18 protein-coding genes and 1 tRNA gene are annotated in these 20090 nt (G+C 68.0%); 6 read left to right on the top strand and 13 right to left on the bottom strand.

Translation table 11 applies throughout. The annotated features are described in order from the left end of the window. Positions 1–32: 32 nt before the first annotated feature. On the bottom strand, positions 33–701 hold the full coding sequence (locus PHC73_RS02950) for a class I SAM-dependent methyltransferase (RefSeq protein ID WP_300124260.1): 669 nt from the start codon (positions 699–701) through the stop codon (positions 33–35). 232 nt (positions 702–933) lie between these two features. On the opposite strand from PHC73_RS02950, the gene PHC73_RS02945 reads away from it, so the two are divergent. Together PHC73_RS02945 and PHC73_RS02940 are read left to right on the top strand one after the other, a co-directional pair. After that, positions 934–2520, top strand: coding sequence for a DUF1302 family protein (locus PHC73_RS02945; RefSeq protein WP_300124257.1), 1587 nt, complete (start codon positions 934–936; stop codon positions 2518–2520). Positions 2521–2549: 29 nt separating this feature from the next. Further along, positions 2550–3824, top strand: coding sequence for a DUF1329 domain-containing protein (locus tag PHC73_RS02940; protein WP_300124255.1), 1275 nt, complete (start codon positions 2550–2552; stop codon positions 3822–3824). A gap of 167 nt (positions 3825–3991) precedes the next feature. On the opposite strand, the gene PHC73_RS02935 is transcribed toward PHC73_RS02940, so the two are convergent. The 11 genes from PHC73_RS02935 to thrS all read right to left on the bottom strand — a co-directional run bounded on the left by PHC73_RS02935 (position 3992) and on the right by thrS (position 12840). Then, on the bottom strand, positions 3992–4588 hold the full coding sequence (locus PHC73_RS02935; protein ID WP_300124252.1) for a peptidoglycan DD-metalloendopeptidase family protein: 597 nt from the start codon (positions 4586–4588) through the stop codon (positions 3992–3994). Positions 4589–4706: 118 nt separating this feature from the next. Further along, entirely contained in the window at positions 4707–5393 is a 687-nt protein-coding gene (locus PHC73_RS02930) for a protein-L-isoaspartate(D-aspartate) O-methyltransferase (RefSeq protein WP_300124249.1), read from the bottom strand. A 70-nt stretch (positions 5394–5463) separates the two neighbouring features. Further along, positions 5464–5540: transfer RNA gene (locus PHC73_RS02925), tRNA-Pro, on the bottom strand. A gap of 28 nt (positions 5541–5568) precedes the next feature. Then, positions 5569–5925 carry a MerR family transcriptional regulator gene (locus PHC73_RS02920; protein WP_300124246.1) on the bottom strand — a complete coding sequence of 119 codons (357 nt, stop codon included), beginning with the start codon at positions 5923–5925 and terminating at the stop codon, positions 5569–5571. Then, positions 5903–6211, bottom strand: coding sequence for an integration host factor subunit alpha (locus tag PHC73_RS02915; protein WP_300124243.1), 309 nt, complete (start codon positions 6209–6211; stop codon positions 5903–5905). Before PHC73_RS02915 ends, PHC73_RS02920 begins: the two co-directional genes overlap by 23 nt. Position 6212: 1 nt before the next feature. Beyond that, the gene (gene pheT / locus PHC73_RS02910; protein ID WP_300124240.1) at positions 6213–8633 is read right to left on the bottom strand and encodes a phenylalanine--tRNA ligase subunit beta; all 2421 of its coding nucleotides are present in this window, start codon (positions 8631–8633) and stop codon (positions 6213–6215) included. A gap of 11 nt (positions 8634–8644) precedes the next feature. Further along, the gene (gene pheS / locus PHC73_RS02905) at positions 8645–9667 is read right to left on the bottom strand and encodes a phenylalanine--tRNA ligase subunit alpha (RefSeq protein WP_300124237.1); all 1023 of its coding nucleotides are present in this window, start codon (positions 9665–9667) and stop codon (positions 8645–8647) included. A 69-nt stretch (positions 9668–9736) separates the two neighbouring features. Then, positions 9737–10096 carry a 50S ribosomal protein L20 gene (gene rplT / locus PHC73_RS02900; protein ID WP_300124234.1) on the bottom strand — a complete coding sequence of 120 codons (360 nt, stop codon included), beginning with the start codon at positions 10094–10096 and terminating at the stop codon, positions 9737–9739. A 31-nt stretch (positions 10097–10127) separates the two neighbouring features. Next, positions 10128–10325: a 50S ribosomal protein L35 gene (gene rpmI / locus PHC73_RS02895; RefSeq protein ID WP_300124231.1), complete on the bottom strand. Its 198-nt coding sequence runs from the start codon at positions 10323–10325 to the stop codon at positions 10128–10130. Between the two features lie 67 nt (positions 10326–10392). Next, positions 10393–10911: a translation initiation factor IF-3 gene (gene infC, locus PHC73_RS02890; RefSeq protein WP_300124263.1), complete on the bottom strand. Its 519-nt coding sequence runs from the start codon at positions 10909–10911 to the stop codon at positions 10393–10395. A gap of 3 nt (positions 10912–10914) precedes the next feature. Further along, complete coding sequence (thrS, locus tag PHC73_RS02885; RefSeq protein ID WP_300124228.1) at positions 10915–12840, bottom strand: threonine--tRNA ligase; 1926 nt, start codon at positions 12838–12840, stop codon at positions 10915–10917. A 125-nt stretch (positions 12841–12965) separates the two neighbouring features. On the opposite strand from thrS, the gene PHC73_RS02880 reads away from it, so the two are divergent. Continuing rightward, positions 12966–13610 carry a class I SAM-dependent methyltransferase gene (locus PHC73_RS02880; RefSeq protein WP_300124226.1) on the top strand — a complete coding sequence of 215 codons (645 nt, stop codon included), beginning with the start codon at positions 12966–12968 and terminating at the stop codon, positions 13608–13610. Between the two features lie 66 nt (positions 13611–13676). On the opposite strand, the gene PHC73_RS02875 is transcribed toward PHC73_RS02880, so the two are convergent. Further along, positions 13677–14951 carry an aminotransferase class I/II-fold pyridoxal phosphate-dependent enzyme gene (locus tag PHC73_RS02875; RefSeq protein WP_300124223.1) on the bottom strand — a complete coding sequence of 425 codons (1275 nt, stop codon included), beginning with the start codon at positions 14949–14951 and terminating at the stop codon, positions 13677–13679. A gap of 95 nt (positions 14952–15046) precedes the next feature. On the opposite strand from PHC73_RS02875, the gene PHC73_RS02870 reads away from it, so the two are divergent. The 3 genes from PHC73_RS02870 (at position 15047) to PHC73_RS02860 (ending at position 19799) form a co-directional block, all read left to right on the top strand. Beyond that, a complete protein-coding gene (locus PHC73_RS02870; protein ID WP_300124220.1) occupies positions 15047–16087 on the top strand; it encodes an NADP(H)-dependent aldo-keto reductase in 1041 nt (346 codons plus the stop codon). Further along, a complete protein-coding gene (locus tag PHC73_RS02865; RefSeq protein WP_300124217.1) occupies positions 16084–16686 on the top strand; it encodes a glutathione S-transferase family protein in 603 nt (200 codons plus the stop codon). Before PHC73_RS02870 ends, PHC73_RS02865 begins: the two co-directional genes overlap by 4 nt. Positions 16687–16952: 266 nt before the next feature. Next, positions 16953–19799, top strand: a complete 2847-nt coding sequence (locus tag PHC73_RS02860; protein WP_300124214.1) for a molybdopterin oxidoreductase family protein — start codon at positions 16953–16955, stop codon at positions 19797–19799. The last annotated feature ends 291 nt before the right edge of the window (positions 19800–20090 follow it).

Here is a 20090-nt window from a genome sequence, read left to right as displayed (position 1 = left end):
CTGGGAGTCGGTAGCCGCAGAGGACACCGAGTTCATGATCGATTTGATGGACACCCTGAAGGCGTGACGGCACCCGACGGGCGCCGCCACACGGTGGCCAGCCACGGCTGCAGATGGCGCGGCTGGTCGGTCGGCCGGTAGTAATGCTCGAGCTCGACGAAGCCGGCGGCAACGACGAAAGCCCGCCAGCCGGCGAGCGAGTGATACACGCCGTAGCGTTCGCCCTGCCAGCCGGCCTCATCCTCGCCACGCGGGTTGCTGGCGAACAGCACGCCGCCGGGCTTGAGCGCCATGTATAGCGCGCGCAGCACCGCCGGCAGATGGTCGACCGGCACGTGGAACAGCGAGGCGTTGGCGAACACGCCATCGAAACGGGCTTCGGGCAGGTCCAGCGCCAGAAAGTCCTGCTGCCACACCTCGCAGCCCGAGTTGGCTCGGGCCATGGCGCAGAACTGCGCCGAGCCGTCCAGACCAATCACCGTGTGTCCGAGCGCCCGAAACGCCACCAGGTCCCGCCCCGGCCCGCAGCCGAAGTCGAGCAGCGCAAACGGCGGCTCGCCTGCGATGTGCCGCAGCAGCGCCTCGCGATTCTGGCCGACGTCGTGATCGCGCGTGCCCTCCCAGAAGGCCTGCGCGTGGCGGTCGTAGTGGCCCAGCGTGCGGCAGCTGGCAAGCAACGGGCTTTGATCCGAGTCCGGCATGGGGAAGGGCTGATTTTGCAGCGTGTCCATCCGGGGCAGGATGCCCCGGCCTGACTCGAGGGCGCAAGCCCTTGATTCAGGGGGCACCGCGCGGATGCGAGCTGAAAAATTCCAGGGATGGGATTTTTCAGCATCTCCACGGACAAGAGCTCTCGTTGATCGGGAGCAGACTTGAGCGCGAACGTCCGTTTATATTCGCGCCCCACAAATCAAGCCTGGGGAGGGCAAACCAATGAATCAACGCATGCCGTGGCGCCACGGCCTGACGGCCGTGTCGGCAACCGTGCTGGCAGCCGGCGCGCAGGCGGTGGAGTTCGATCTCGGCGACACCAAGCTGAACGTGGGCGGCTACCTGCGCCAGTACGTGTCGACCAACCTCAGCGACAACAAGGACATGCGCGGCGACCAGCAGTTCGACCTGTCCATGCTGCGCAGCGTGGTGCAGCTGAACGCCGACACCCAGGTCGGGCCGCTGTTCTTCAAGGCGATTGGCCGCTTTGCCCGCGAGCCGATGACCAGTTACTCGGAACACCTCGAAGACCAGCACAACCAGCGCTTCGGCGCCCTGTCGCCGCGCCACACCGACTTCAACGACCAATACAACGAAAACGAGCTGCGCGAGTTCTACGTCGCCTTCGATGCCGGCGAGCGGCTCGGTTTCACCATCGGCCGCCAGCAGGTGGTATGGGGCGAGACCGATTTTTTCCAGGCCATGGACATCGTGCAGGGCTACGATTTCCGCTGGCGGGCGTTTCTGGAGCCGGAAAACGAAGACACCCGCCGGCCGCTGGCCATGATCAACGCCCAGTTCAAGGCGCCGGAACTGAACGGCACCCTGCAGCTGCTGCTGCGCCCGGGCGGCTGGGGCCGCGATCACGACATCGGCTCGCTGTATGACACCTTCGGCGGCCGCTGGGCGCCGCAGAAGGACCGCGGCACCGACATCCTGTCGTTCCTGCGCTACGACTACCGGCACTCCGACGGCGACGTCGGCGACACCACCTGGGGCCTGCGCTGGTCGGGCCTGGCGGGGCCCATCCAGTACACGCTGAACTACCTGCGCTGGTTCGGCACCGACCCGGTGATCGACTCCCGCTGGAACCCCACCGCCGGGATGGACGATCTGAAGGGCCTGTGGGGCAGCCTTTACTTCCCCAAGCTCAGCACCTACGGCTTCACCGCCAGCGGCTACGTGGAGCCGGTGGATGCGGTGTTCAGCACCGAGGTCGCCTACACCAAGGACAAGCCCTACAACCTGCTGGGGTCGCCGACCAATTGCTTCGACCCGGCCAACCCGCTCACCTGCCAACCGCTGCCGAGCCTGGGCGGCGTGACCGATCGCGACACCATCCGCGCCATGGTGCGCATGGACAAGCAGCTCAAGACCGAGAGCTGGCTGGGCACAGCGCGGCCGTCGCTGTTCTCGGTGCAGCTGTTCGACACCTGGCTGCTGGGCTATGACGAGCGCCACGAGGGCGACCCGCTGGCCATCGTCGACGGCCCCGGCCACGCGGCCATCAAGAAGGAGCACTCGACGGTGGCGACCGCCATCCTGGCGCTCAACTACAAATACGACACCGTCAACCCGACGCTGGCCGCCGGCTGGGATCCCTCCAACAACGGCGGGTTCTTCATCCCGAGCCTGGACCTCACGTACGGCGAGCACTGGCGCCTGCGCTTCGAGGCCGACCTGTTCTTCCACGACGGCGACAGCAAGTTCAAGTCGGGCAACCCGTGGACGGCGTCCACCGACACGCACATGTTCGGTTATTTCGCCAACAACAATCAGTTGCTGATGCGCGCCACGTATCAGTTCTGAACGCCGATATCGCCAAGAGAGCACATCCCATGTTCAAGCAAACCCTTTGTGCCGCCGCACTGGTGGCCGCCACCGTGCCGACGCTGGCCGGCGAGATCGCCCCTGGCACCGTACTGAACGCCGCCAATTACGAAAGCCTCAAGAACGAAACCCTGGGCGGGCGGCCGCTCGACAGTCTGCTCAGCGACACGCAGCGATGGATGATCCGCGACAAGGGTCTTGCCATGACCCTGCAGACGCAGTGGCAGGCGCCGGGACTGCCGGCCGACCTGAAGGAAACCTCCGACAAGTACCGCGGTCAGACCCAGCTCGACGGCGCCAACAACCGCATCAGCGGCTACACGGCGGGCATTCCCTTCCCGGACATCGACGTCAACGACCCGGACGCCGCCAAAAAGATCGTCTGGAACAATTACCTCGCCGGCCCGATCGGCTACACCTCGTCGTCCGATCTCGGCTTTGCGCTGTTCAGCATGGACCGCGGCTTCGAGCGCAAGAACAGCTGGTTCTACCGCCGCCTGTACATGTCCGGCCGCTACGGCACCGCCGAGGCCACGCTCGACGGCGGCAAGGAGCACTACCGGCAGATTCTGTACGCCTACTACCCGGAGGACATCCGCGGTCTGGGCACGGTCACCTATCGCTACATGGACGGCCGCCTGGACGACATCTTCGCCTACGTGAAATCGGTGCGGCGCATCCGTCGCCTGTCCGGCGGCGCCTGGTTCGACCCCATCGGCGGCACCGACCTGCTGTCGGACGAACCCTGGATCCTGTCCGGCTACCCCGGCTGGTACAAGGACCAGAAACTGGTGGAAAAGCGCTGGCAGTTAATGCCGGTCGGTGACCCGAAGAATCCCGGCCGGGTAAAGGGCGCCAAGACCCTGGCCGAGGAATACCCCTACATCGAAACCGAGCACAAGCCCTTCGGCATGCCCAAGCTGCACTGGGTGCCGCGCGAGGTGTACGTGATCGAGGTGGCGCCGCCTGCCGAGCATTACTACTCGCGCAAGACCTGGTACTGCGACGTCGAGTACCCGATCTTCCACATGGCCGACAACTACGACAAGGCCGGCAATTTGTGGAAAGTGCAGTTCCTGCCGCGCCTGTGGACGCAGCAGGACACGCCGGAGGGCACCAAGACATTCGGGCCCATCCAGGTCGACTACCTGGTCAATTTCAAGGACAGCCACGTCACCGTGGTGACGTTCGTGTTCGACAGCTGGAAGTTCAACGACCCCAGGGAAAAACCGGCCGACTACGTGCCCAACATCCTGGCCGAAATCGCCGCCGGCAAGCGTTGAACGCCAGCCCAGCCGTGTAGACGTTGAAAAAAGCCCCGGTTCGCCGGGGCTTTTTCTTGGCAGCGGTGATTCAGCGCCGCTTCCCGTCCGGGACAGGATGCGCGGGCGCGCCCGTTGGAAAATGCTGAACAATTCCATCCATGGAATTTTCAGCGTTGCCTTGCCGATCAGCGACCGGACGGCGGCAGCACGCTCGCCGGATCGATCGGCTGCCCGCGCAGGCGGATTTCGAAATGCAGCAGCCCGCGGCCATCGCCCGGGCTGCCCATGCTGGCGATGACCTGACCTTGCGACACCACGCTGCCCTCGGCGACGGCGATCCGCTGCAAGTGGCCATAAGCGCTCAGGTAATCGTCGTTGTGTTTGACGATCAGCAGGTTGCCGTACTGCGGCAGGCCATTGCCGGCGTACATCACGGTGCCGGCCGCCGCGGCGCGCACCGGCTGGCCGATCTGGCCTGCGATGTCCAGACCCTTGTTGCCGCCGTGGGCGGCCGAATAACCGCGTCGCGTGACACCCGCCGTCGGCCAAGTCCAGCCGCCGGCCGGTGGCGACGGCCCGCCGGGCGCCACGCCGGCCACGGCGCCCGGCAGGCGCAACGTCTGGCCTGGATAGATGGTGTACGGCGGCTGCAGGCCGTTCAGACGCGCCAGGGTCTGGTAATCGGTGCCATGGCGGCGGGCGATCAGCGCCAGCGTCTCGCCCCGCTGCACGCGGTGTTCGGCGACCGTCGATGCGCTGCCCACCGGCGGTGCCGCGGTCACCGGTGCGCCGGGGCGAGAGGAATGCCCGGCGCAGCCCGCCAGCGCCATCACAGCCAGCATCAGCGCAAGGCTTGCGACCGAATTTCCCAGCGCCTGCCAAGGGACGCTGCGGCGCGCTTCAGCCCCGCCCGCGCCGCAGCGGCACGAAATGCGCAGCACCCAGCCGTTCCTCCTGCAGCCCGGTAGCCGTACGCGTGAAGCGACGCAGAACCTGCTCGCGCGCACCGACCGGCGCGATCAGCCGCCCGCCTTCGGCCAGTTGCTCCAACAGCTCCGCCGGCAGGCTGGCCGCGGCGGCGGTGAGCAGGATGCCGTCGTACGGCCCCTTGCCGGGCAGCCCCTGGCTGCCGTCGCCGACCACCAGTGCCACGTTGCGCACGCCAAGGTCGCGCAGCACGCGCCGCGCCCGCGCCGCCAGCGCGGCGATCCGTTCGATGCTCACCACTTCCGGAATCAGCGCCGCCAGCACGGCGGTCTGGTACCCGGAACCGGTGCCGATCTCGAGCACCCGGCGCAGCGGCGGCCCCTGCAGCAGGGCCGTGGTCATCCGCGCCACGGTCAGCGGCTGCGAGATGGTCTGGCCATGCCCGATGGGCAGCGAGACGTTGTCGTAGGCGCGGCTGGCGAGCGCCTCCTCGACGAACAGGTGCCGCGGCACGTGCCGCATGGCATCCAGCACGCGTGCATCGAGCGGCGCCAGCTGCTCGAGGGTGTCGACGAGCCGATCGCGCGTGCGCTGCGAGGTCATGCCGATGCCGGCGGCGCGCAGGGCCGCGCCGACGTCGGCACGAAACGGATTGCTCATCGGACCGGCGCCCGGCTGCTGCGACAACGAAACGGGGCAATCCCCTTGCGGACATTGCCCCGTGCGGAAATGGTCGGGACGAGAGGATTTGAACCTCCGACCACTTGACCCCCAGTCAAGTGCGCTACCAGGCTGCGCCACGCCCCGAGAAATCGTTGTGATGCGTTGCGGCGCATCAGGTTTTCAATATTGCCAGAACCTCTTCGAGCTCTTGCCGCATCTGGCGCACCAGCTGCGCCGTGCGGTCCGCGTCCTGCCGACCCGCCTCGCCGCCCAGGCGCTGCCGGGCGCCGCTGATGGTGAAGCCCTGCTCGTACAGCAGGCTGCGAATCTGCCGGATCAGCAGCACGTCCTGGCGCTGGTAATAACGCCGGTTGCCGGTACGCTTGGCCGGCGCCAGCTCCGGGAACTCCTGCTCCCAGTAGCGCAGCACGTGGGGGCGTACCCCGCACAGTTCGCTGACCTCGCCGATACTGAAGTAGCGCTTGCCCGGTATCGGTGGCAGCTGATCATTCTGCGACGGTTCCAGCATAGGTGTCGACCCGACGCTTGAGCTGTTGGCCGGGTTTGAACGTTACCACACGCCGGGCCGAGATAGGAATTTCCTCGCCGGTCTTCGGGTTGCGCCCGGGGCGCGGGTTCTTCTGGCGCAGGTTGAAATGGCCGAAGCCGGACAGCTTGACGCTCTCGCCGCGCGCCAGCGCAGCGCGCATGTGCCCGAAAAACGCCTCCACGATCTGCCGCGCCTCGCGCTTGTTGACGCCAAGTTCGCTGCACAGCAGCTGCGCCATCTCGGCCTTGGTCAGCGTGTCGTTCATGTCAGTCCCTCAGTTGCGCCTGATGGGCCTCGGCGAGCGCGTGCAGCACGCGGGCGAGCAGCGGCTCCACGTCGGCATCGCTGAGGGTGCGTTCGGTGTCGGCCAGGGTGATGCCGAGCGCAACGCTCTTGCAGCCGGCCGGCACGCCGGGACCCTGGTAGACATCGAAAATCAACAGCTCCTGTACCGGCGCCTGGGCGCAGGCGGCGCGGGCGGTGGCCAGAATGTCGGCGGCCGGCACCTGCTGCGGCAGTACGACAGCGAGATCGCGCCGCACGACCGGGAAACGCGACACCTCGGCGTATACCGGCACCCGCCCGGCGGTCAGCGCCGCCAGCTCGACCTCGAACAGCAGCGGCGCTTCGTCGAGGCCGAGTTGCGCCTCGAGTGCCGGATGCAGGCGGCCCAACCAGCCGACCGCCCGCCCGTCACGCCGCAGACGCGCGCTCTGGCCGGGATGCAGCGCCGGGTGCTCGGCCGGCTCGACGCTGAACCGGTCGGCGCAGCCGGTGATCGCCAGCAGGGCCTCGACATCGGCCTTCAGATCGAAAAAGTCCACCGGCTCGACCGGCAACGCCCACTGCTCGGGGTTGCGCGGGCCGGCGATGAGGCCGCCCACCATCGGGTCTGGCGGCACCGACTCCACCTTGCCCGGCGCCGACTCCGGCGGCACGACGAACCGCGATCCGATTTCGAACAGACGCACGCGCGTCGCCTGTCGATGGGCGTTGTGCGCATAGGCCCGTAGCAGACCCGGCCACAGGCTGGTGCGCATCACGGCCAGGTCGGCCGACAGCGGATTGCTGAGTATGAACAACCGATCACGAGCCCGTGCTTCGGGATCGATGAGGCCCGCAATGCGCAGATCAATAAAACTGTAGGTAATCGCCTCCTGATACCCGCGATCGACCAGCGTCAGCGCCAAACGCTGGCGCGCCACCTGATCGTCGCCCGCAGGCGGGAAGTTGCCGCGCAGCGCCGGGCGCACGGCCGGCAGCCGCGCGTAGCCGTGCACGCGCGCGAGCTCCTCGATCAGGTCCTCTTCGATGGCCAGATCGAAACGCCAGCTGGGCGGGGTGACCTGCCACAGGCCCGGCGCCTGCGCGCTGACCGCGCAGCCGAGGCGGCGCAGGATGTTTTCGATGTCGCCGTCGGCGAGTTCACAGCCGAGCACGCGCGCCACGCGCGCCGTGCGCAACCGGATGGCCGGCGCAGCCGGCAGGTCGGCTTCGGAACAGGCCTCCACCACCGGCCCGGGCACGCCGCCGCACAGCTCGATCAGCAGCTGCGTGGCGCGCTCGATGGCCTGCAGCTGCAGGTGCGGGTCGACACCGCGCTCGAAGCGGTGCGAGGCGTCGGTTTGCAGGCCAAGCCGCCGGGCCCGCCCGGCGATTGCCCGCGGCGCGAAAAACGCGCTTTCCAACAGCACGCTGCGCGTGTCGTCGCCCACCGCCGACTCGGCGCCACCCATGATGCCGGCCGCCGCCAGCGGGCGCGCCTCATCGCAAATCAGCAGCAGATCGGCATCGGCCTCGACATCCTGGCCATTCAACAGTCGCAGCTTCTCGCCGGGGCGAGCGTGGCGCACCACGATGCCGCCGCCGATGCGGTCCAGATCGAACGCATGCAGCGGCTGGCCGAGCTCGAGCAGCACGTAGTTGGTGATGTCCACCACCGCACCGAGGCTGCGCAGCCCGGCGCGACGCAGACGCTCCTGCAGCCACAGCGGGGTTGGCGCCTTGGGATCCACGTTCTCGACCACCCGGCACAGGTAGCGCGGGCAGGCGGCAGGCGCTTCGAGGCGCACCTCGAGCCGGCGTTCACTCGCCGGCGGCACGGCAGCGATGTCGGGCGCCGTCAGCGGCGTGTCGGTCAGCGCCGCCAGGTCCCGCGCGAGACCCGACACACTCAGGCAATCGCCGCGGTTCGGGGTGAGTTCGACCTCGATGATGCGGTCGTCGAGCTGCAGGTAATCGCGCAGCGCCGCGCCGAGCGGGGCGTCGTCCGGCAGCTCGAGCAGCCCGGCCTGGCCTTCACCCAGACCGAGTTCCTGCGCCGAGCACAGCATGCCCTCGGACGGCTGGCCGCGAATCTTGCTCTTCTTGATGTGCAGCCCGCCCGGCAGGCGCGCACCCACTCGCGCCAGCGGCGCGCGCAGACCCGGCCGCGCGTTGGGCGCGCCGCAGACGATGTGCAGCGGCGCCTCGCCAGGGGCGACTTCCACCTCGCACAGGCGCAGGCGGTCGGCATCCGGGTGCGGGCGGGTCGTGACGATGCGCGCCACCACCACCCCATCGAACTCGCCCGCCGCCGGCACGATGGCGCCGACCTCGATGCCACCCATGGTCAGGCGCTCGGCAACGCCGGCGGTGTCGAGCGGCGGGTTGCACCACTCGCGCAGCCAGGTTTCGCTGACTCGCATAAGACGATGGCCTAGTTGAACTGGCGCAAAAAGCGCAGGTCGTTTTCGAAGAACAGGCGCAGGTCGCCGATGCGGTACTGCAGCATGGCCAGGCGCTCCACACCCATGCCGAAGGCAAAGCCGGTGTAGCGCTCGGCGTCCACACCGACGTTGCGCAGCACGTTCGGGTGCACCATGCCGCAACCGAGCACCTCCAGCCAGCCGGTGTGCTTGCACACCCGGCAGCCGGCGCCGCCGCAGATCACGCAGCCGATGTCGGCCTCGGCCGATGGTTCCGTGAACGGAAAGAACGACGGCCGGAAGCGGATCGGCAAATCCTCGCGGCCGAAGAACTGGCGCAGGAAGTCGATCAGTATGCCCTTCAGGTGCGCGAAGCTGACGCCCTCGTCCACCAGCAGCCCCTCGACCTGATGGAACATCGGCGTGTGGGTGAGGTCCGAGTCGCGCCGATAGACGCGCCCCGGGGCGATCAGCTGCACCGGCGGCGGCCGCCGCTGCATGGCGCGAACCTGCACCGGCGAGGTGTGCGTGCGCAGCAACAGTCCCGACGGCAGATAAAACGTGTCGTGCATGGCCCGCGCCGGGTGATCGGCCGGAATGTTGAGGGCGCCGAAGTTGTGGAAATCGTCCTCGATCTCCGGGCCTTCCTCGACATCGAAGCCGATACCGCGAAACAGCGCCTCGATGCGCAGCAGCGTGCGCGTGACCGGATGCAGGCCACCCGGCCGCTCGCCGCGACCGGGCAGGGTGACGTCCACCCGCTCGGCCTGCAGACGGGCGATCAGCGCCGCCTCACGCAGCACCGCGCGTCGCGCCTCGATGGCGGCTTCGAGCGTCTGTTTGGCGGCATTGACCGCCTTGCCGAACTCACGCCGCTGCTCGGGCGGCAATTGCGGCAGGCCGCGCAGCAGCTCGGTGACGGCGCCTTTCTGGCCCAAATACGCTACGCGCACTTGCTCCAGGGCCGCCTCGTCGTGGCAGGCCGCGATGGCGCGCTGGGCTTCCTCGGCAAGCTGCTGCGGGTCTTGGATCATGGTCTCATCGGCACAAAAAAGGGCAGACCAGGCTGCCCTTCATGCGGCGCACACGGCGCGCGGCAGGCCTCAGCCCGCCAGCGCCGCCCGCGCCTGATCGGCCAGCGCGCCGAACGCGGCGGCGTCGTGGATGGCCAGGTCCGCCAGCATTTTGCGATCGACCTCGATGCCGGCCTTGTGCAGGCCATTCATGAGCAGGCTGTAAGACAAGCCGCACTCGCGCGCACCGGCGTTGATGCGCACGATCCACAGCGCGCGGAACTGGCGCTTGCGCTGGCGGCGATCGCGATAGGCATACTGGCCGGCCTTGATGACGGCCTGGTTGGCGACTCGGAACACCCGGCTGCGGGCACCGTAATACCCCTTGGCCAGATTCAGGACTTTCTTGTGGCGGGCGTGCGCGGTGACGCCGCGTTTGACTCTTGGCATGACTTAGGACTCGGACGAAACGACGGAAGCGTCAGGCGTGCGGCAACATTTGCCGGACGGCCGGCGTATCCGATGCGCACACCAGCGTGGTGCCACGCAGGCCGCGCTTACGCTTGGAGCTCTTCTTGGTCAGGATGTGGCGCAGGTGCGAGTGGCTGCACTTGAACGCCCCCGAGCCGGTTTTCTTGAACCGCTTGGCGGCGCCGCGGTTGGTCTTCAGCTTGGGCACGGCTTGATTACTCCTGGATACTGTCTTGGCAGCGCCGCTGCGCGGCGCGCTCGAATGATCCGCGCAGCTACTGCTTGCGCGGGCTCATCACCATAACCATCTGGCGGCCCTCGAGCCGCGGGTACTGCTCGACCACCGCGACGCCCTTGAGGTCGTCCTCGAGGCGCTGCAGCAGCTGACGGCCCAGCTCCTGATGCGCCATTTCGCGACCGCGAAAGCGCAACGTGATCTTGGCCTTGTCACCTTCTTCGAAGAAGCGGATCAGGTTACGCAACTTGACCTGGTAGTCGCCTTCATCGGTCTGGGGCCGGAACTTGACCTCCTTGACCTGAATCTGCTTCTGGTTGCGCTTGGCGACCTGCTGCTTCTTGCTCTCCGTGTACAGGTACTTGCCGAAGTCCATGATGCGGCACACCGGCGGCTCGGCGGTGGGAGAAATCTCCACCAGATCGAGCCCCGCCTCCTCGGCGGCTTCCAGCGCCCGCATGCGACTGACCACGCCGATCTGCTCGCCCTCCGCACCGATCAGGCGTACCGACGAGGCGGTGATCTCCTCGTTGACGCGGAGTTTTTTCTCTTTCGCGATGTCTCAGCACTCCGTAGGGCCGCGGCCGCGACTTGTTGCCTCGGCGACCAGGGCATCGACCACCTCATTCAGCGGCCGACTGCCCTTGTCTTCACCCGAACGCGTACGCACGGCCACAGACAAATCAGCGCACTCCCGCTCGCCGACGATCAGCAAGTAGGGAACACGCTGCAGGGTATGTTCGCGGATTTTATAGCCGATCTTCTCGTTCCTCAAGTCCGCCTGCACGCGCAGGCCGCGCCGGCGCAGCGCGTCGGCCACTTCGGTGGCGTACGCGGCATGCGCGTCGGTGATGTTCAGCACCACCGCCTGCACCGGCGCCAGCCACAGTGGCAGCGCGCCCGAGTGGTGTTCGATGAGGATGCCGATGAAGCGCTCGAGCGAGCCCACGATGGCGCGGTGCAGCATCACCGGGTGCTGGCGCTGGCTGTGCTCGTCCACGTACTCGGCGCCCAAGCGCTGCGGCATCATGAAATCCACCTGCATGGTGCCGAGCTGCCAGGCGCGGCCGATGGCGTCCTTGAGGTGGTATTCGATCTTCGGCCCGTAGAACGCGCCCTCGCCGGGCAGCTCCTCCCAGGCCACGCCGCAGGCCGACAACGCCGCGCGCAGGGCGGCTTCCGCCTTATCCCAGACGGCGTCGTCGCCCAGGCGTTTTTCCGGCCGCAACGCGATCTTGACCGCGATGTCGGTGAAACCGAAGTCGGCGTAGACATCCAGCGCCTGGCGATGGAACGCCGTCACCTCGGCCGCGATCTGCTCCGGCGTACAAAAAACGTGGCCGTCGTCCTGCGTGAAGGCGCGCACGCGCATGATGCCGTGCAGCGCGCCGGACGGTTCATTGCGGTGGCAGCCGCCGAACTCACCGTAGCGGATCGGCAGCTCGCGGTAGCTGTGCAGGCCGGCCTTGAAGATCTGCACGTGCCCCGGGCAGTTCATGGGCTTGAGCGCGTATTGGCGCTTTTCCGACTCGGTGAAGAACATGTGCTCGTGGTAGTTGTCCCAGTGGCCCGAGGCCTTCCACAGGGACACGTCCAGAATCTGCGGGCAACGCACCTCCTGGTAACCGGAGCGCTGGTACACCGCGCGCATGTACTGCTCGACGGTCTGCCACAGCGTCCAGCCCTTGGGGTGCCAGAACACCATGCCGGGCGCCTCGTCCTGCTGGTGGAACAGGTCCTGCTGACGGCCGATGCGGCGGTGGTCGCGCTTTTCGGCCTCCTCCAGCTGGTGCAGGTAGGCGTCGAGGTCTTCCTTTTTCGCCCAGGCGGTGCCGTAGATGCGCTGCAGCATCTCGTTGCGCGAATCGCCGCGCCAGTAGGCGCCCGCCACGCGCATCAGCTTGAACACCTTGAGCTTGCCGGTGGACGGCACGTGCGGCCCGCGGCACAGGTCGATGAAATCGCCCTCGCGGTACAGCGACACCTCCTCGCCCGGCGGGATGGCGGCGATCAGCTCGGCCTTGTACTTCTCGCCCTGGCTTTCGAAGAACTTGATCGCCTCGTCGCGCGGCCACACCTCGCGTGTGACCGGGATGTCGCGCTTGGCCAGTTCCGCCATGCGCTTTTCGATGGCGGCCAGGTCGTCCGGCGTGAACGGCCGCGTGTAGGCGAAGTCGTAATAGAAGCCGTTGTCGATCACAGGTCCGATGGTCACCTGCGCCTCGGGAAACAACTCCTTGACCGCATAAGCCAGCAGATGGGCGGTGGAGTGGCGGATGACCTCCAGCCCCTCCGGGTCGCGCTCGGTGACGATGGCGAGCTCGGCGTCGCGGTCGATCACGTAGGAGGTGTCGACCAGCTTGCCGTCCACCTTGCCGGCCAGCGCGGCGCGCGCCAACCCGGCACCGATGTCGGCGGCCACCTGCGCCACGCTGACCGGCTGTGAATAGTGACGGACGGAGCCGTCGGGCAGGCGAATGTCGGGCACGGAGCCTCCGAAAAAACCAAACGCCCCACGCCGGGGGCTTGACGATGGCGCAAGGACGCGGCGCGGCGTTGCGGACCGGTCAGATTACCATGCACCGATCACTCGACCGCGCAGGAGCCCAAGTGATGACCGACGCCTCGGCCAACCTCGACCGCTTCAACGCCATGGCCGCCGAGTGGGACGACAGCCCGCTGCGCGCCGGCATCGCGCGCGCCGTGGCGGGCGCCATCGCCGACACGCTGCCGCTGCACGGCGGCATGCGCGCGCTCGAGTACGGCTGCGGCACCGGTCTTGTGAGTGTGCTGCTGGCAGACCGGCTCGGGCACATCGTGGCCGCGGACGTGGCGCCCGCCATGCTCGACGTGCTCGACGCCAAGTGCCGCCGGGCGGGCCTTTCGAACATAGAGCCGCGACGCCTCGACCTCACCGTGGACCCGCCACCGGCCGAGCGCTTCGATCTCGTTTTCTCGAGCATGACGCTGCACCACATCGAGGATGTGCCAGCGCTGCTCGGCACGCTCACGCAAATGCTCGCAGCGGGTGGCTGGCTGGCGCTGGCCGATCTCGACCGCGAGGATGGTGGCTTTCACGGCGGCCCCATGCCGGGCGTGTTTCATCTGGGCTTCGAGCGCGCCTGGCTCATGGACCGCCTGCGCGATTTGGGGCTCGATGACGTCACCGCGCGCACCGCGCACGTGGCGAGAAAGCCCGGCCCCGACGGGATGCCGCGGGACTATCCGATCTTCCTCGCCACTGCCCGCCGGGTCTGACGGGCCGCTCAAAACGGCGCCACCGATCGAGCAGACGCGGTGCTCGATCGGTGGCGCCAGGGATTTTCAGACGCTGGCGGCGAGCGCCTGGTCGATGTCGGCCAGGATGTCGGCCACGTTCTCGATACCGATCGACAGACGCACCATGTCCGGCGTGACGCCGGCGGCGGCCAGCTCCTGCGCGTTGAGCTGCCGGTGGGTGGTCGAGGCCGGGTGCGTGGCGAGCGACTTGGCGTCACCGATGTTCACCAGGCGCGTGACGAGCTTGAGCGCATCCAGGAACTTCACGCCCGCATCAAAGCCTCCCTTGACGCCGAACGACAGGATGCCGGACGCGCGCCCGCCGAGGTATTTGTTCGCCTGCGCGTGGTCCGGGTGGTCCGGCAGGCCGGCGTACGACACCCAGCTCACCCGCGGGTGGGCCTTGAGGTGTTCGGCCACCTTCTGCGCGTTCTCGCAGTGGCGGTCCATGCGCAGCGACAGCGTCTCGATGCCCTGCATGATGAGGAATGCGTTCATCGGCGCCATCTGCGCGCCCATGTTGCGCAGCGGCACCACGCGCGCGCGGGCGATGAACGCCGCCGGCCCGAAGGCGTCCGTCATCACCACGCCGTGGTAGGACGGGTCCGGCGTGCTGAACTGCGGGAAGCGGTCGGCGTGCTGGCCCCACGGGAACTTGCCGGAATCGACGATGATGCCGCCAAGGCTCGTGCCGTGGCCGCCCATGTACTTGGTCAGCGAGTGGATGACGACGTCGGCGCCGTGCTCGATCGGCCGGCACAGCGCCGGCGTGGCGACCGTGCTGTCCACCACCAGCGGCACGCCGGCGGCGTGCGCCACGGCAGCGATGCCGCCGATGTCCGGCACGTGGCCGGCCGGGTTGCCGATCGTCTCGCAGAACACGAGCTTGGTGCGCGAATCGATGGCCGCACGCAGTTCGTCCAGGTTGTCATGGGCGACGAAGCGCGTCTCAATGCCGAACTGCGGCAGCGTATGGGCGAACAGGTTATAGGTGCCGCCGTACAGCTTCTTGGTCGACACGACGTTGTCGCCGACCCGCGCCAGGTTCATCACGGTGTAGGTGATGGCCGCCGCGCCGGACGCCAGCGCCAGCGCGCCGATGCCGCCTTCCAGCGCCGCGACGCGCTGCTCCAGCACGTCGTTGGTCGGGTTCATGATGCGGGTGTAGATGTTGCCCGCAACCTTCAGATCAAACAGGTCGGCGCCGTGCTGGGCGCTGTCGAAGGCGTAGGACACGGTCTGGTAGATCGGCACCGCCACCGACTTGGTGGTCGGATCGGGCTTGTAACCGCCGTGAATGGCGAGGGTTTCGAGTTCCATGGGCCTACGCTCCGCACGTGGACTGGCAGGCGCCGGGGTACCGGCGCGGGGGCGCGCGACTATACCATCGGTCTTTTCGCATACCGGAGACCGCCATGCAGACCATGCCCCTTGGCCGAACCGGCATCACGGTCAGCCGCCTGTGTCTGGGCACCATGACGTTCGGCGAGCAGAACAGCGAGGCCGAGGCCCACGCCCAGCTCGACTACGCCGTCCACCGCGGCATCAACTTCATCGACACCGCCGAGATGTACCCGGTGCCGCCGCGGCGCGAAACGCAGGGCCGCACCGAGGCGTACATCGGCTCCTGGCTCAAGGCCCGCGGCGGGCGCGACAAGCTGATCATCGCCACCAAGGTGGCCGGACGGTCGACGGAACTGGCCTACGTGCGGCCGTTCCCCATCCACCCCGACCGGCGCAACATCGAAGCCGCCGTCGAGGCCAGCCTGCGCCGCCTGCAGACCGATTACATCGACCTCTACCAGGTGCACTGGCCGGACCGCAACACCAATTTCTTCGGCCGGCTCGGCTACCAGCACCAGCCCTACCCGGACGAGGTGCCGATCGAGGAGACGCTCGAGGCGCTGGCCGATCTCCAGCGCGCCGGCAAGGTGCGCGCCATCGGCATCAGCAACGAGACGCCGTGGGGCGTGATGCGTTATTTGACGCTTGCCGAGCTGCGCGACTTGCCGCGCGTGGCCTCGATCCAGAACCCCTACAACCTGCTCAACCGGGTGTTCGAGATCGGCCTTGCGGAAATCGCGCTGCGCGAGGACGTGGGGCTGCTGGCCTACTCGCCGCTCGCCATGGGCGCGCTCAGCGGCAAATACCGGCACGGCGCGCGCCCACCCGAGGGGCGTTTGACGCGCTTCGACCGTTTCAAGCGTTACAGCACACCGGCCGGCGCGGCAGCAGTCGAAAAGTACGCCCAGATCGCCGAGCGGCACGGCCTGAACCTCGCGCAGATGGCGCTGGCGTTTTTGCTGCGCCAGCCGTTTCTGACCAGTGCCATCGTCGGCGCCACCACGCTCGAACAACTCCAAACCAACCTCGATGCCGCCGAGCTTGCGCTATCAGACGCGGTGATCGAGGCCATCGAAGCGGTCCACGCCACACAACCGAACCCCTGCCCATGACCATCGACCTGTACGGCCACCCGTGGTCCGCGCCCACGCGCGAAGTGCGCATCCTGTGCGCGGAACTTCGCATCGATCACCGCTTCATCGAAGTCAAACAGGCCGAAGCGGGCGACTACCTGCCCGAGGCGCTGAACCCCGCCTGCAAGGTGCCGATGCTCGACGCCGACGGCTTCATCCTGGGTGAGGCGCACGCCATCCTGCGGTATCTCGCCACCACCTGTGGCGGCCAGGCCTGGTACCCGGCCGAACCGCAAACGCGGGCCAAGGTCGACCAGTGGCTGGACTGGCAGGCGCTGCGTTTGGGGCGCCTGGCGGCGCAGCTGGCGCGCGAGCGGCACTTCAAGCCTGGCGGCGCGGACGAGGCGGCCTGCGCCGAGGCCGAGCGCCTGCTGGCGCTGATCCTGCCGGAACTTGACCTGGAGCTGAAGGCCGCGCCCTACGTGTGCGGCGCGCAGCCGACGCTGGCCGACATCGCCATCTTCACCAGCGTGGAGTACCTGCGGCTGGCCGGTTTTGCGCTGAGCAGCCTCGACGCACTGGCAGCCTGGTTTGCGACCTGCACCGGTCGGCCGGCGTGGGGCGGGCAGCACGACTGACCGGCCGGCGAACGCACGCCAACACGCCGCAAGGCGCCGCTCGACGCCTCTCGCCATCGACTCACGCCCTGGGCTTCCCTGCCCAGAATCCCGGCAGCGGATCGCGCCGGCGCTTGCACGGCAAACCGATCCGGCACTCATGTCGGCCGGCTGGGTTAGATTAAATAGCTATTTGTTTAGATTCACTTCGTCCGGCGTGGACCTGCGCCAGACGGCGCTTCTCTCACCACCCGGCCCGCATTCGGGTCACCCACTCGTATAAGCCCATGCCTGCACCCGACCCGTCGATCGACACATCCCCCGTCGTCGCCGACGAGATCAAGACCACCACCTGCTACATGTGCGCCTGCCGCTGCGGCGTGCGCGTGCACTTGAAAGACGGCGCCATCCGCTACATCGACGGCAACCCGGACCACCCGGTCAACGGCGGCGTCATCTGCGGCAAGGGCAGCGCCGGCATCATGAAGCAGGAGTCGCCGGCCCGATTGCGCAAGCCGCTGCTGCGCACCGGCGAGCGCGGCCGGGGCGAATTCAAGGAAATCGAGTGGGAAGAAGCGCTCGCGCTGCTCACGAGGCGCCTTGACGGCATCCGCAAGACCGACCCGCGCAAGCTCGCGCTGTTCACCGGCCGCGACCAGAGCCAGGCGCTCACCGGCTGGTGGGCGCAGCAGTTCGGCACGCCGAACTACGCCGCCCATGGCGGTTTCTGTTCCGTGAACATGGCCGCCGGCGGGCTGTACAGCATCGGCGGCAGCTTCTGGGAATTCGGCGAGATCGACTGGGAGCACACGCGGTATCTGGTGATGTTCGGCGTGGCCGAGGATCACGACAGCAACCCGCTCAAGATCGGCCTTGCCAAGCTCAAGGCGCGCGGCGCGAAGTTCGTGTCGGTCAACCCGGTGCAGACCGGTTATTCCGCCATTGCCGATGAGTGGCTCGGCATTCGCCCCGGCACCGACGGCCTGCTGATCCTGTCGCTGGTGCACGAGCTGCTGCGCAGCGAGCAGGTGGATTTCGAGTACCTCGCCCGCTACACCAACGCGCCGTGGCTGGTGATCGACGACCCCGGCGCGGCGGACGACGGTCTGTTCGCGCGGGGCGCCGACGGCAACCCGCTGCTGTACTGCGGCGCGCGCGGCGCGGTGACGAGCGCCTTCGACGCCGACGCGCAGCCGGTGCTGGCCGGCCGGCGCGTCTTGCCCGATGGCCGCGGCGCGGTGCCGGCCTTCGAGCACCTGGCGCGCCGTTACCTCGAACCCGCCTATGCGCCCGAGGCAGTCGCCGAACAGACCGGCATCAGCGCTGCCACCATCCGCGGGCTGGCGGCCGAGATCGCCCGCGCCGCCTTCGAGCAGCCGGTGGTCATCGAACAGCCGTGGACCGACTGGGCCGGGCGCCGGCACGAGCGCATGGTCGGCCGGCCGGTGTCGTTCTACGCCATGCGCGGCATCTCCGCGCACAGCAACGGTTTTCACACCGCCCGCGCGCTGCATATGCTGCAGACGCTGCTCGGCGCCGTGGATACACCGGGCAGCTTCCGCTACAAGGCGCCGTTTCCGCGCCCGGTGCCGCCGCCGCAGCCGCCCTGCGGCAAGCCCGCGCAGGTGAAGCCCGGCGAGCCCATGCCGGGCATGCCGCTCGGCTTCGTCGGCGGTCCCGACGACCTGCTGCTCGACGAACACGGCCAGCCCATGCGCATCGATAAGGCGTATTCCTGGGAGGCGCCCATCGCCGCCCACGGCGTCATGCACATGGTGATCCACAACGCCTGGAAGGGGGATCCCTACCCCATCGACACGCTGTTCATGTTCATGGCCAACATGAGCTGGAACTCCAGCATGAACAGCGCCGGCACCATGGCCATGCTGACCGACCGGGACCCGGCCACGGGCGAGTACCGCATCCCGTTCGTCGTCTACTCGGATGCGTTCGCGTCCGAGATGGTGGCGTACAGCGATCTGGTGCTGCCGGACACGACGTATCTGGAACGCTGGGACGCGATCTCGCTGCTCGACCGGCCGATTTCGAGCGCCGACGGGCCGGCCGACTCCATCCGCCAGCCCATCGTGCAGCCGGACCGCGACGTGCGGTGTTTTCAGTCGGTGCTGCTGGATTTGGGTGCCAGACTTGGCCTGCCCGGCATGACCAACGACGACGGCAGCGCCCGCTACCCCGGCGGGTATGCCGATTACATCGTCAACCACCAGCGCCGGCCGGGCATCGGCACGCTGGCCGGCTGGCGCGGCGCGGACGGCAGCCAGCACGGCACCGGCGACCCCAACCCCGACCAGCTACAGCGCTACATCGACAACGGCTGCTTCTGGCAAGACGAGCTGCCGCCCGAAGCCCGCTACTTCAAGCACGCCAACCGCGATTACCTGGAATACGCCGCGCGCATGGGCTTCATCGGCGCGGCCAAGCCGATCGTCATCCAGCTCTACAGCGAGGTGATGCAGAAGTTTCGTCTGGCGGCGCGCGGCCACGGCGCCGTGACGCCGCCGCCCGAGTACCGCGAGCGCATCGAGCACTACTTCGACCCGCTGCCGTTCTGGTACCCGCCGTTCGAGGGCGCGGCGCTCGCCAGCGGCGACTTTCCGCTGCACGCGCTCACCCAGCGGCCGATGATCATGTACCACGCCTGGGATTCACAAAACGCCTGGCAGCGGCAGATTCTCGGCAGCAACCGGCTGTATGTGCACCCGCAGACGGCGGCGCGTCTTGGCATCGCCGACGACGGCTGGGTGTGGGTCACCAGCCACCACGGGCGCATCAAATGCCAGGTGCGCCTCATGTCCGGCATGAACCCGGACACGGTGTGGACCTGGAACGCGATCGGCAAGCGCGCCGGGGCGTGGAATCTCGATCCCGCCGCCGGCGAGGCGCGCCTGGGCTTCCTGCTGAACCACCTGATCGCCGAGACGCTGCCCGGCGGCGGTCATTCCAACAGCGATCCGGTCACCGGACAGGCGGCGTGGTTCGATCTGCGCGTGCGGATCGAGCCGGCTGCGGCGGACACCCCGGCCCACAGCGAGCCGCAATTCGCGGTGCTGCCGGTGCCACCCGGCCTGCCGCCGGCACCCAAACGCCTGCAACGCGGCGCGCGCTTCAAGTGAGCGCCGATCGATTCGGCGCTTGCGTCCGGCGCAGGATGCCCCGGCCTGGATCAAGGGCAGCGGCCCTTGATCCAGGGAGCGCGGCGCGGGCGTGGACCGCGCCGCAGCGAGCCGAAAAATTCCACGGACGGAATTTTCCGGCTTCTGCTCAAGCGTCGCGCCGCATCCTGAGAGGCAGCGTGTTACAGCAGCGGATGGCCGGTCAGGCCGTACTCGGCGCGGCCATAAGCCAGCATGTTGTCGTCGTACAGCTGGCCCACATGGATGCGCAGCATGAACAGGTCGCGCGCG

The organism is Immundisolibacter sp. (assembly GCF_028696615.1).
Taxonomy (GTDB): domain Bacteria; phylum Pseudomonadota; class Gammaproteobacteria; order Immundisolibacterales; family Immundisolibacteraceae; genus Immundisolibacter.
The sequence above is the reverse complement of the archived record's forward strand: the minus strand, read 5'-3'. Positions and strand labels throughout refer to the sequence as shown.

Bases quoted from the DNA above. Each gene is read 5' to 3' on its own strand.
- PHC73_RS02950 (WP_300124260.1), bottom strand. From the start codon at position 701: ATGCCGGACTCGGATCAAAGCCCGTTGCTTGCCAGCTGCCGCACGCTG.
- PHC73_RS02945 (WP_300124257.1), top strand. From the start codon at position 934: ATGAATCAACGCATGCCGTGGCGCCACGGCCTGACGGCCGTGTCGGCA.
- PHC73_RS02940 (WP_300124255.1), top strand. From the start codon at position 2,550: ATGTTCAAGCAAACCCTTTGTGCCGCCGCACTGGTGGCCGCCACCGTG.
- PHC73_RS02930 (WP_300124249.1), bottom strand. From the start codon at position 5,393: ATGAGCAATCCGTTTCGTGCCGACGTCGGCGCGGCCCTGCGCGCCGCC.
- PHC73_RS02920 (WP_300124246.1), bottom strand. From the start codon at position 5,925: ATGCTGGAACCGTCGCAGAATGATCAGCTGCCACCGATACCGGGCAAG.
- PHC73_RS02915 (WP_300124243.1), bottom strand. From the start codon at position 6,211: ATGAACGACACGCTGACCAAGGCCGAGATGGCGCAGCTGCTGTGCAGC.
- pheT (WP_300124240.1), bottom strand. From the start codon at position 8,633: ATGCGAGTCAGCGAAACCTGGCTGCGCGAGTGGTGCAACCCGCCGCTC.
- pheS (WP_300124237.1), bottom strand. From the start codon at position 9,667: ATGATCCAAGACCCGCAGCAGCTTGCCGAGGAAGCCCAGCGCGCCATC.
- rplT (WP_300124234.1), bottom strand. From the start codon at position 10,096: ATGCCAAGAGTCAAACGCGGCGTCACCGCGCACGCCCGCCACAAGAAA.
- PHC73_RS02880 (WP_300124226.1), top strand. From the start codon at position 12,966: ATGACCGACGCCTCGGCCAACCTCGACCGCTTCAACGCCATGGCCGCC.
- PHC73_RS02875 (WP_300124223.1), bottom strand. From the start codon at position 14,951: ATGGAACTCGAAACCCTCGCCATTCACGGCGGTTACAAGCCCGATCCG.
- PHC73_RS02870 (WP_300124220.1), top strand. From the start codon at position 15,047: ATGCAGACCATGCCCCTTGGCCGAACCGGCATCACGGTCAGCCGCCTG.
- PHC73_RS02865 (WP_300124217.1), top strand. From the start codon at position 16,084: ATGACCATCGACCTGTACGGCCACCCGTGGTCCGCGCCCACGCGCGAA.
- PHC73_RS02860 (WP_300124214.1), top strand. From the start codon at position 16,953: ATGCCTGCACCCGACCCGTCGATCGACACATCCCCCGTCGTCGCCGAC.